Annotated in this window: 10 protein-coding genes; 8 read left to right on the top strand and 2 right to left on the bottom strand. The window is 58.8% G+C overall.

Going from position 1 to position 11330, the window contains the following annotated elements:
- The first annotated feature begins 408 nt into the window (after positions 1-408).
- A complete protein-coding gene (locus tag ABLE91_RS24340) occupies positions 409-1005 on the top strand; it encodes a hypothetical protein (protein WP_348935059.1) in 597 nt (198 codons plus the stop codon).
- Between the two features lie 832 nt (positions 1006-1837).
- Here ABLE91_RS24340 and ABLE91_RS24335 read toward each other — a convergent pair.
- Together ABLE91_RS24335 and ABLE91_RS24330 are read right to left on the bottom strand one after the other, a co-directional pair.
- Entirely contained in the window at positions 1838-2806 is a 969-nt protein-coding gene (locus ABLE91_RS24335) for a reverse transcriptase family protein (RefSeq protein ID WP_348935057.1), read from the bottom strand.
- Positions 2807-2840: 34 nt separating this feature from the next.
- Entirely contained in the window at positions 2841-3155 is a 315-nt protein-coding gene (locus tag ABLE91_RS24330; RefSeq protein ID WP_348935056.1) for a helix-turn-helix transcriptional regulator, read from the bottom strand.
- Positions 3156-3876: 721 nt separating this feature from the next.
- Here ABLE91_RS24330 and ABLE91_RS24325 point away from each other — a divergent pair.
- The 7 genes from ABLE91_RS24325 to ABLE91_RS24295 all read left to right on the top strand — a co-directional run bounded on the left by ABLE91_RS24325 (position 3877) and on the right by ABLE91_RS24295 (position 11069).
- On the top strand, positions 3877-4737 hold the full coding sequence (locus ABLE91_RS24325) for a hypothetical protein (protein WP_348935055.1): 861 nt from the start codon (positions 3877-3879) through the stop codon (positions 4735-4737).
- Between the two features lie 183 nt (positions 4738-4920).
- On the top strand, positions 4921-5508 hold the full coding sequence (locus ABLE91_RS24320; protein ID WP_348935054.1) for a hypothetical protein: 588 nt from the start codon (positions 4921-4923) through the stop codon (positions 5506-5508).
- A 131-nt stretch (positions 5509-5639) separates the two neighbouring features.
- The gene (locus ABLE91_RS24315; protein WP_348935052.1) at positions 5640-6212 is read left to right on the top strand and encodes an HK97 family phage prohead protease; all 573 of its coding nucleotides are present in this window, start codon (positions 5640-5642) and stop codon (positions 6210-6212) included.
- A 143-nt stretch (positions 6213-6355) separates the two neighbouring features.
- Entirely contained in the window at positions 6356-6583 is a 228-nt protein-coding gene (locus tag ABLE91_RS24310) for a hypothetical protein (protein WP_348935050.1), read from the top strand.
- The gene (locus ABLE91_RS24305) at positions 6564-9524 is read left to right on the top strand and encodes an SGNH/GDSL hydrolase family protein (protein ID WP_348935048.1); all 2961 of its coding nucleotides are present in this window, start codon (positions 6564-6566) and stop codon (positions 9522-9524) included. Before ABLE91_RS24310 ends, ABLE91_RS24305 begins: the two co-directional genes overlap by 20 nt.
- A gap of 68 nt (positions 9525-9592) precedes the next feature.
- Positions 9593-10405, top strand: coding sequence for a class I SAM-dependent methyltransferase (locus ABLE91_RS24300; RefSeq protein ID WP_348935046.1), 813 nt, complete (start codon positions 9593-9595; stop codon positions 10403-10405).
- 499 nt (positions 10406-10904) lie between these two features.
- The gene (locus tag ABLE91_RS24295) at positions 10905-11069 is read left to right on the top strand and encodes a DUF3309 domain-containing protein (RefSeq protein WP_348935045.1); all 165 of its coding nucleotides are present in this window, start codon (positions 10905-10907) and stop codon (positions 11067-11069) included.
- Positions 11070-11330 lie beyond the last annotated feature (261 nt).

The raw sequence follows: 11330 nt of genomic DNA, 5'->3' as shown, positions 1-11330 counted from the left end.
GCCCCGGTCCTTCACCAATCTTACAGCCTCAAGCTTGAACTCGCGGCTGAACCTCCGTCGTTGCATTCCAGCTCTCCAGTCCCGTTGAACACCTTATCTCGGTGTCCACGAAACCGGCAGCAGGCCAAGGCCCCGAACGCTAATGACGACGATTCTAGTGTTCTAGAATCCCCGAACACAGATGTTCGCGAAACTCCGAACGCTACAGACCATAGTGTTCAGGATTCCCCGAACGAAGACCCGGTTACCGGACCCGGTCGACAGACCGGGGTACGAGTAAGAGGGACTGACTCGGATGCGCCGCGTTCGGACGAGCTTGCGCCCGCCGACCCGCGGGCTTCCGAGGGGGATGCTTTTGACGAACTCTTCGTCGCATATGGCGTTCGCCGCAAGAAAGGCGATGCTCGCATGGCCTATGAGAAGCTGTCTCCCGATGCCGGCCTTCACGCGCACATGGTGGACGCAGCCCAGCGTTGGAGGCAGGCGGCTGGCGATGTGGTGACCCGCATGAACCTCCGCCGATGGATTGAAGAGGAGCAGTACGACTGCGACCCTCCCACAGCATTCGAGCCGAAGGTGCGGAAGACGAAGCCGAAAGCGGACACCACGCCGGCACTGACGGCGGAGGAGCGCCTGCAGGCATGGGCCGGAGAAGTCAGCTTCTTCACCCCGCGAGGAACATTCGACGCGGAAATTGATGCGGCTGTCGTGGAGAATCCGAACCCCGCCGAGACCGTCGTTGTCGTCAACTTCAAGATTCAACGCGAAGGTGAGAGAGGGGCATATCGGTCAGATGTGGAGCAAAAGATCTACGTTGAGCATGCCGAAGCCGAAGTGCAGTGGAGAGGCCGGCAGTTGTGGCGCGAGTTGCTCGATGCGATTGGAAAAGACGCAGACGTCGAGGACGCAGAGGAGGTCATGTTCTGGCCATTGAGATTGAAGGTGGCTGAGAATGGCATGGTCTCCTACCTGCCGCCGGCCTCAAGCATAAGGGCGGCAGCATAACCGCGCCGCCCCCTGCAATACTTTGGGCGGCGTCTCAGCGCCCCCAGCCCGGACCGGGAGCAGGGCCGCCAGCGCCACCGTGGTATCCAGAAGGCCCCCCACGGTATCCAGGACCACCGCCAACACGCACGCTGCTGCAGCGCTGCACAATGACGCGATGGCCATTCCGCCAGGTGGTGGTGGGACGGCACACTCGGCGCCAGGCCACCTGCTCGACTTCGGAATCACCCGCGGCGATCGAATGCCGCAAAGCGCCGGCACCGGTGGACAGTGGAGAGGCCGAAGCAGCCGGGGCGATTGCGGCAAGACCGAAAAACATCGCTCCGCAGAATGCGATTCTAGAATAATTCATCGGCCACATCTCCTGGACTAAAATATTTCGACGCCACACAGGAGCCGAACTGAATATTAGAACTCCGGCGTCTCGTAATACGTTCCTGAACATCGGAGATGCGCGGCAAAAATAACATGACAAATATTTAACTTTCGATATGGCCGTGCCAGCCATTTACGCGCCCGCCTTCTCGGCGAGGTTGCCAAGTGCGAAGGACCCGGCGGAGGTTGCTAAGGAGGCCAGTCTGAAGCCCGAACGCGTGCCGCACCTTCTTCGACGCATGGTGACAGCGGGCACTATCGAGAAGATAGGCGTGGGGCATTACAAGTTGCCGGGTAGGTAGTTGGGCAGCTTGACCCCCTCTATAGCCCCCATCATACCCGTCACCATTCACACCATCCCCCTTGAAGTGTGACAGGTGTGAACGGTGTGAATGGGGGGTAGCGAGAACGGAATATTGAACTCCACGACCAAAAAGGCCGACGCCCGCATTCTTAATTATTCCCACGGCGCATTGTGGCCGCTCTCGATGGCTTCCATATCCGGCGTAGTTTCCGCAGCCGCATCCTCAATCATGCCTTCCATCTTCCTGAGTTCATTCGACAACCACTGACGGCGACCTCTTAGGCGCCGGTAATGCTCACTTTCATTCGGGTAGATCGACATCTGGTGATTCACCATTCCGATCAGCGAAGTCGTGAGCTTGAGTCTAGCCGTCGGATCCGTCTCGGAATCAAGAGCCCGGAGCTTTGCCTCCATATTGAGGTGGCTTTTATTTGCGGGCGCGGGTCCATCCGGTCCAATGTGTGTGCCTGTAATTACGATCCCACGGCGCGCAGTCGATCTCTCGGCCTTATGAGCTTTGAGACCCTTTGCAGCGATCATCCGCGTGATATCTCTTACGAGGCCCTTTGAGATGTTTGCCCCTGACACCGTAAGGTCATCCACCCACAGTGTCAGAGTATCTCCAGCGAGCGCACAGCGGTCGGCAACACGAGCAAACAAGTCGTCATGGACTAAAGCGCAAAGCACAGGGCTTAGCGGGGATCCGAAGGGAACCTTGCCATTAATTGTGCACAACTTGGTCAAGCGACCGGCGACGTCATCAACCATCCCTAATCGATGGTGGAAGAACTGGAAGACGTGCTCTGCCGTCGTGCTGGGGTAGAACTGTTTCACGTCAAGCTTGACCACCACCGGCGCACCCAGATGAACCAGAGCATTATCTACGGCGGCTCGCCCTCGTCTTGGACTATAAAGATAATCGGGAAGTACAATCCTCCCTAGGAGGTCCTTAATCCGCTCATGTAAACGACGCATTTCATTAATAGGAACGGCTAAGGAGCGCTGCTTTCCACTGATTATCTCATTCTTATAAAGATAGAGCGCTGAACGGCGCACGATAAGCGATGTAAGCTGCTTCTGGCTGAGGCCGAGAACAGCCGCGAGATCCTTAGCGCGTCCCATTCTGTGGAACGGTGATCGCTCAAGAGGGTATCGCTCAACCTGCTTTCTCGATGTCATCGGGAATAAGCCGCCTTAAAAAGTCGAGGGCTTTGCCTGCAACTAGAAGTTTGCCGCGGGTCAGAGGGGGGGCGCCCTCCACTTTTTCAGCGAACAACATGAGGGATGACATTGGCACCTTCATCTCTCGGCTATACCGCGCGAGTAGATCCATGGTCACTTCGCGCTTCCCCTTTTCTACTTCCGATATGTAGCTCTGGGAAACGCCGAGTGTGTCAGCGAGCTCAGCCTGAGTTTTCCCCCAGTAAAGCCTCACGATCTTCAGGGCTTCGTTCATAAGGGGTTGGGTCATTGCGACCTCCAAAGCTAATGGCAGAGTGCGCATCATCCGAAAAGGTCGATGACCTTTGCGACGATCCGAAGTACCAACACAACAACCCGGAAGGTAATTGGGTTCAAATACCACGGCCGCTTCGTCTGACGCGCCCGACGCTTGTCGACTGGCTCTTTCGACATTTGGTTCTCCTCCAGTGACACCCACGGACGCGTGGGCTCCCGTCTGCACGGAGGAGTAGGAAAAGCGTCGGTTTGAACTCTGCACACCGTACCGGGCCCGCGGCCCGTCCGCGGGTCCGGCACCGGCCGGCCTACGCACGAGAGCGAGGGTGGCGTCGGAGGGGCTTACCCCTCCACAGGACGATGCGTCCCTGCGAAACACGGGAAATCCTTGTCTAGCCAATCGATGCAACAAATTCGCATGATTCGAAATCGCGGACAACGGTTAAATATCGCGCAAAGTGATTTTTTATCACCCCTCCTCCCGGAGAGAGTCAAAATCCGCATCACCCTTCATACCTGCTCGCCAGCCGACCCTGCGACCAAGCGCGCCCGCTCGTTGCTGCCGGCCGAGACCCCCGAAAAGTAGGCGGAGCCGGCGCCCAAGCGCCAATTGCAGCGTGACTTCCGCCGCACCGGCGCGCATCGTTTTCCTGCAAACGCACCTCAAAGAAATCGACACCATCCCCGCGACCGCTGATCAACGGCGGCGCACCTTCGTGCTCTGAGGTGACCTGATGCTTCATTCCCATTTGCCCGATCCGGATATGGTCGGTGCAACCGTCCGATCTCCCGCCGAGCACCGCGCCATCGTCGCCAAGGCGGGCACTTCCGACCGTGCCGTCCTCGCGTGGCCCACGGCAGAAAGGCTATCCCGCCTCGACGTGACGGGCTTAGCGGCATTGGTGAAATGGCGGGACCTGATGGAGCCGCCACGCCCCATGCTCGTGCTAGATCCCGCGGATGACAGCATGGCCCCGCGCGCTTACCGTAAGGAGCGGCCGACCGTCGAGGAGATGCTGAAAGCCGCGGGAAGTTTGTGGAGAGTGACGGTGCGCCGGCACGGCCCCGGCCTGTGGGGCCGCCCGGTTCGCCATCCTGTGCAGCATGGTGTGGCGGGAAGTACCGTTTGGCTCGGTGAGCTCGTGTTTCGGGCCGGCGAACTCGTCGCGTGGGGGCTCGACGACCGTGGCGAGCCTCTCACGCCGCACGAGCCCATTAGCCGCCCTCGGCGAGGTGCGGGCCCTTCGGTGCGGCAGCGGGTGGCCGTCGAGAGCGATGACGCGGAGCCGCCTCGCTCCAATGAAGGCGAGTTGCTTGAGCATGAGCATCCAGCTGAGGCCGACGCTTGGCGCCTCATCGAGGCACGCTCCATCAGGGAAGCAATTGGGCCAACACATGCGAAGGTTCTCGATCTAGCAATATCGAGCATTACAGCGAGAGGCATCGGAGAAGAATTTGGATGCCGGGGCAAGCACGCCGAACGGAAAGGCGGGCAATTAATCCATGACGCCATCAGTGCGCTTCGGGGAATTTGGGAACTGCCTGAGGCCGCGAATGACAACGTCCTAGAAGACGATTTGAAAATTGCTGCGTGAACGTGTGCCCTAAACTGTCACGCGGGCGACTATTAGTGAGGGGCCTTCGCCCGGCCCCTCGGCGTGAAACGCTGCGCGCCTAGGAAGCTCCGCCGCCTTGGTATCTCGTCCCTCTGCGGCGGAGCTTCCTTCTTCAATTCTCGGCGTGCGCCAGCGCGCACCTAACCCAGCCTTCAGGACATCATGATCAAAATTCCCGTCCTTGCGGATGTCTCGGACATTCTGCCAGACCTCAATGCTCGTCGCTCAAAGCTTGGCGCCGAAGCCCAACGCCTGCGTACCGAAATTCTCGCGCTCGCCCGAGCGCCAGATGAAATAGAAGCGCCGTCATCTCTATCTCCCGACGTCGCTCATCTGCTCGGGCGGCCAGCACCGCCGTCGCAACCCAAGCGGCGTGAGCGCCTCGCCGAGATGAGCCGACAAATTAAGGTCCATGAAGCCGCCGCAGAGATGCTCGCGCGCGAGATCGAGGCCGAGATCAATAAGGCCTCCGCCATCATTCGCGAACGAATGCAGCCTGAAGTGGATCGACGCTTGCGCGCCGTTTGCCTGGCACTAGCCAAGGCCCAAGAGGCGAATCTGGAACTCGAGGATCTCTGGGGGAGGCTTGAGGACGACGGCGTTCGGTTTGTCTCTTCCATGCCCGCCGTGTCGACATACTTTCTGGGTCGCCCACGTGACCCCGAGGGGAGTGCGAACTCTTTCCTGCGTGAGGCCCTTAAGGTCGGCCTGCTTACCGACAAAGAAATGCCCTCGGGGATGCCGCGATGAGACCGGGGCCTATTGTCATCCCCGGCCTGGAGAGGGCGCGGGCCAAAGCTCTGCGTTACTTCGAGTCGATGTCCCGACCTGGGCCGCCCAGACGTGAATCTGAGCAAGAACCCGAACCCCGGCTTGAGCCGGTGGCGTTCCGTGACACCTCCAACCGCAGGATAAACCGGCCGGCCTTGCAGGGCTATGCATGTCTCTTTGGCGAGCCGTTCTTCCATGAAGGTGACTTCAAGATTTTCGAGCCTGGCTGCTTCGGTTCAATGCTATTCGACGCCGGCACCGTTGGCTTGTGGGTTGACCACGATCCGTCGCAGGTATTGGCGACCTCGGGTCTGGAGTTCGAGACCACACTCGACGGCCTCGCCTTCCGTTTCCCGATCGATGAGAGCCGTAAGTCGGCCGCGACTATTCGTGATTGTCTCGACGACGATGAACGCGTCTGTGTATCGGTCGGCTGCACCATCAAGGCGAGCGATGTGCGTAAGGTCGGAAAGTATGATGTCACGTACATCACCAACGCCACCTTGAAAGAGGTGTCTCTCGTCAAGCTCGGCGCGGTACCGGAGACCTTCATCTCACTGATTAGCCTCGACGATGTCGACCCGAATTTGGCGATCGAGGCGCGGTCGCCGCGGTTCCGACGCGAGAAGGTTTCTGCGAACATTACCGCGCGCCTGCGTCGAATCCGCGATGCGCTGAAATAGCTTTGACGCAGTACCCCCGGGGGCATCTCGATGCCTCCGACCCCTCGCCCTGCGCATCCGCGTCCCCTCAGCGCGCACGCATCCGCAATTGAGAACATGACCCCCCCTCACGATGTGGGGCAGGTCTGCAACTGGATTCCACGATGCAATTAACAGAACCCGCCGCCTACGCTGCGGCGGCTTCCGCTTGCCCGGTCGAGGCCGCGCCCAAAAATCTAGAAAACATCCGTAGCATCACTGCATTCATCGGCGAATTACTTGGGCGGAGAGCCGATAGGCAGGATGACGAATTCGAAATCATGCGCAACTACTGCGCTCAACGCCGTGACCAAGCGGCTTTGGAGAAGATAATTGCCCATTCCACATTTTAATACTTCGACCGACACCGGCGCTACGCTTGTATCCATCATCAACCAGACGGTGGACAAGGCCAACCTGGTGGATGGGAAGGCGGCGCAAACTGCTCTGGAAGCGGAGGCCAATGCGCGACAAGTTGCTGTGGCCACCGAGGCAGCGGCAAGGCAGGCTGCGGTCTCCGCTGACGCCACGGCGCGCGCCAATGGCGACAACGCGAACGCGGCTGACACGAACGTTGCTGCCGTTTCCGACCTTTCCCGCCCCGGTGAGCGGCCGGCGTTGTGGGCTGCCAATATCGCGGGATCTCCCGCCTCGCTGGCTCCACTCACGGGCAGCGTAACGCGGCAGGATGGTGCAGCGATCGCCGTGACGGGCGCAGGACTGCGGGCGCCGCGCGCGATCACTCGGGTTGAGCCGGGCCATCTGTACCGGGTCCGATATGTCGTGCGGAGAACCACCAACGCACCGGATCCTGCCGGCGACGGCGTGACGCTCGGCGTGCTATGGATGGGTGCCGCTAAGGCGATCATATCGACCACAAACCTTGACGTTATCACCAATCTCACGGTTGGCAGCGGACGCGTTGAGCGCACGTTCAATTTCTCGGCGGCAGCAGGGGCGGAGGTCGACGCCGTGGCGCCCGGGGGTACGGTCTACGCGCGGCCCTACGTGCAGACTTTCGGCACCACCGGCGTCACTGATATCGAGGTGCTCGAGGTTGTCGATGTCACGGAATGGGGCGTGTTCAACGGCGGCGACCTGACGGCCGTTGAGGGAAGACTGACCGCTCTGGAATCCGTTGGAACCGGTGTGCGCCTCGATGCGATCGAGACAGCCCTGGACGGCACTAAGATCCAACGCTTTGCGACGTATTCCGACGCGCTGGGGGCGGAGCTTCTACCGACCACGGAAGCGGTGGAAACGCTGGGCTATGCAGCCGCTGGGAATCGCGGTGGCGGCCTCTACGTGAAGGTGGACAGCGAGCCCTCGCACGACGGCAAGCTTTTGATCGATACCACATGGTTCGAGCTGCGAACCGAGCGGCCCACCTTGGAGATGTTCGGCGGTGGGGTGGGCGAGGCCGACAATGCGGCTGCGGTAATTTCTGCAGCCGGCTACTGCGCTGCGATGGGGTTGCGCACCGTCTATGTCGATGGCGCCATTGCAGTCACGAGCAATGTCCCTCAGGGCGACGTCGCCGACATCACCTTCGTCGGCACCGGCAGCATCTCGGGCATCTACCGCAAGCAGGTCATCCCCCCGAACTCGCCGCCTGCCGTGCTCCAGAGCATCGGCATGGTGCCGGATCGTCATCTTCAGAAGCTCAACCTGCGCCAGAACCCGCGGGTGGTCTTCGTGGGCGATTCCATCTCGACATATTATGCAAACACGATTGGCCGTTCCGATAATATTGCGGAGATTGTTGAGCGCGAGATTGTGCGCCAGATCGGGCCGATTTCCTTTGTAAACCGCTCTGTAAACGGCGGTACATATGCCGCGGTGGGGACCCTGGCGCCAGACATCTTTTCAATCCCGTGGGCAACCGTCCCTGGCCAGATGTGGATCGACTATATCGAGGCTCTCGCGCCAGACCTTATCGTGTTGTCTCTTGGCCAGAATGATCGGGATGAAATCTCATATAATTGGATGAAGTACATCATCGATCAGACGGCGACTTGGGCGAAGGTGCCGGGGTTCGTTTTTTGCACCAATGTGCCGTCCTCCTATGGGTCGAAGGGGAATCCGACCTTTGCCACTCGGACGGCGCAAGAGCAGCGGGACATCGCCGCTGGCTTTACCAGGACCTTTGCCCAGTTCTATGGTTACGGTCTCCTCGATATGCATCGCCTGTGCTGCATGGTGCGCGATGGGTTCGATCCATGCTCGTCGGTTCTTTCCGAGGGCGATACCGTCGATGCGACGATCGTAGAAGGAAACTTGACGGCGGTTGGCACTCGCGAAGTATACGACTTCAGGGTTGGGATTAACTTCGACGCATCAGAGTGGACTGACGAGGGGGGGACCCTGACGATTAAGACTGGGACGGGTCCCTGCGCAGACTTTGTTACCATTACGAGATCTAGTAGTTCCGCATTCCGCGTATTCGGATATGGTGGAACGCTTGAAGATAACGTTCAATATATGAACGAGATCATAACATTCGCTCCGCCATCAAGCGCTATGTCTCGACTGGTTTTAGAAAAGCACGGCAACAGGTTTACGATCTACGATGACAGCACCGACAACGGCACGTATGCGAGGCCGGTTTTTGCTGGCCAGTTGATATCCCGCGGCGGGATGTTCTTTCCCACCGTGGTGAGCACCGGGAATTGCCCGCTGATCTCGGCGGACTTTTCTTATGGCGAGCCGCGGACCAATATGCCGAGCGCAACGGATTCCCAACTGTGGGGCGATGGTACAACGCCTCCCGGCTATCACGGTGGCACGGGCTACAATCACCCCTCTGACTACATGGCGGCGCTGGTCTATAGACCCGTCGTGGAGGGTGCCTGTTGGTCAACGCCCGCGCGGCCGACATTCCGCGCGCATCGGAACGACGTGGACCAGTCGGTTGCCACCAGTTCCGCTGTGACGGTGCAGTTCACCGCGGCCGCTCTGGACAACGCCTCTGCGTTTTCGGGCGGTAGCAACGGCTTCGCCGTGCCGGCGGATGGGACCTATTATGTCCGCGCGTCGATAACTCTCACGGCTTGCCCGGCTGACGCTCGGGTCTTTGCGGTCATTGCAAAGACCGGCGTCAACCAATTCGCCGAGGCGGGCTATGCCAAGGGCAGTACCGGCGCGACGGATCTCCAGACATTCACGGTGTCGGGCGAACTCGCATTGGCGAAGGGCGACGTGATCACCGCGCTTGTTCAGATCTCCGGTTCGGGCACCAAAACCATATTTGGGAGCCCGTTCTGGACTCATCTCGACGTGCATCGCTTATCGTAATGACACCGCTCGGTTGACTTAAGCGACTGGAGCGTATTGAGTCATATCCCCCTATGGGGAGGGACGTAATGACGGCTGTGTCGTTGATCGACTATGCGCAAGGCGCAGGCGAGACGCAAAGTAAGCCTGAGTCGTATCTAAATATATACGAGAGATATTTCTCGCATATGCGCGACGATGCGGTCACTATTCTTGAGCTTGGCGTCGCGACCGGCAAGTCGATGCTAATGTGGTCTGATTATTTTAGTAAGGGAACGATTGTTGGTATCGACTTATTCCCTCCAGGTAGCGAAATGCCAACGATGCCGAGGAACGAAAATCGCATACACATGTACAGGGGCGCACAGAATGACACTGAGTTTTTATCCAGGGTGTCGAACGAAATCGCTCCGAATGGCTTCGACATCATCATCGATGATGCCGCGCACATCGGCGAATTGGCAAAGGTCAGCTTCTCCCACCTGTTCCTCAAGCACTTGAAGCCGGGCGGCATCTATGGCCTTGAGGACTGGGGGACCGGTTATTGGCAGGGCCATGCCTATTATCCGGACGGTCGGCGGTTTAAGGAGCCGGGTGATGGCAGGACGTTTCTGCACCAGATTGCCAATAAGGCGCTGAAGAATGCTCCGGTCGAGTGGCCCTCTCTGACTTGGATGCAGAAGCTCTTGAAACCCTATCAGTATGTTAGCCGGTTCAGATCCCATGAATATGGGATGCCCGGTGTGATCAAGCAGTTGATCGATGAAGTCGCACGATCCGACTGGTCCTCGCTTCCATACGGTACGGAACCAAAAGAAAAGCGGCCATCATATATTGAAAGTATACTTATATCTCCTGGCGTAACTCTGGTCACAAAGAGTAGATCAGCCCCGATGGGGTAGGTTCTCACGTCAAACTTAATTTCCGAACATGCCAAAGACCGCCTCTCCGGGCGGCCTTTTTGTATGTCTTAATGAGGCCATAAATGACCAGTCTCGCCATCAATATCGGCACGGATGATCCGTCCGCAATATTGTCATTCCCACGGCTCGACCTGACTGGATATAGCCTGTCTCTAAAGTTGAGCGGCGGGCAAAACCTATTGTCGCATTACAGGCGTCACGGTGAACGTGCTGGCATCCGATTGGTTTCCAATAATCGGGTCCGCGCCGGCGAAGACGGCGATGCAAGGTCGGCTGGGGGAAACCAGGGCTCTACAGCCTCACGACGGGGGAGCTTGGCCTCGTTTCACGATCACGGCGATCGACCACTCCTGAGGGGCGGTGGGATGGTTTGCCATCACATTCCTCTTTTGTCGGCGAGATAGCGCCACAGAAAGGAACAAGACTCCCCTAGTGGGCATTAGTACCAAGCTTGGCCTTAATGGTGGGAGATGCCGCTATGAGCCTTCTATTAATCCTGATCATCCTTATCCTGATTTTCGGTGGTGGTGGACTGTTTTACGGAGGCGGCCGCTACCGGAATCATGGGTTCGGTGTCGGTGGAATTCTGCTCATCGTCCTGATTGTGCTGCTGCTCACGGGCAGGCTCGGGCCGATCTTGTAAGATAGGCCACCCGCTTGATGTCATCGCCGAGCTCGCGAGCGCGGGCGATTTTGCGGTTCACATCCTGCTTTGAGGCCCCCATTACGGATGCCACCTCGGAAGAGAATTGAGCAGCGTGTTGAGGCCCCGCGCGTCGGCCATCTGCAAGACTGGTGGAACAAATTGTTCCACCAGTCGCTTTGTGCCTCCGCCCCCAGATCACTTGGCGCCGCCGGATATGATCCGCCTCTTGCGCTGGTGATAGATCGGCGCGTGGAGCAA

Source organism: Aquabacter albus (assembly GCF_040049275.1).
Lineage (GTDB): Bacteria > Pseudomonadota > Alphaproteobacteria > Rhizobiales > Xanthobacteraceae > Aquabacter.
The sequence above is the reverse complement of the archived record's forward strand: the minus strand, read 5'-3'. Positions and strand labels throughout refer to the sequence as shown.

Bases quoted from the DNA above. Each gene is read 5' to 3' on its own strand.
- ABLE91_RS24295 (WP_348935045.1), top strand. From the start codon at position 10,905: ATGAGCCTTCTATTAATCCTGATCATCCTTATCCTGATTTTCGGTGGT.
- ABLE91_RS24325 (WP_348935055.1), top strand. From the start codon at position 3,877: ATGCTTCATTCCCATTTGCCCGATCCGGATATGGTCGGTGCAACCGTC.
- ABLE91_RS24335 (WP_348935057.1), bottom strand. From the start codon at position 2,806: ATGGGACGCGCTAAGGATCTCGCGGCTGTTCTCGGCCTCAGCCAGAAG.
- ABLE91_RS24330 (WP_348935056.1), bottom strand. From the start codon at position 3,155: ATGACCCAACCCCTTATGAACGAAGCCCTGAAGATCGTGAGGCTTTAC.
- ABLE91_RS24300 (WP_348935046.1), top strand. From the start codon at position 9,593: ATGACGGCTGTGTCGTTGATCGACTATGCGCAAGGCGCAGGCGAGACG.
- ABLE91_RS24320 (WP_348935054.1), top strand. From the start codon at position 4,921: ATGATCAAAATTCCCGTCCTTGCGGATGTCTCGGACATTCTGCCAGAC.
- ABLE91_RS24340 (WP_348935059.1), top strand. From the start codon at position 409: ATGGCCTATGAGAAGCTGTCTCCCGATGCCGGCCTTCACGCGCACATG.
- ABLE91_RS24310 (WP_348935050.1), top strand. From the start codon at position 6,356: ATGCAATTAACAGAACCCGCCGCCTACGCTGCGGCGGCTTCCGCTTGC.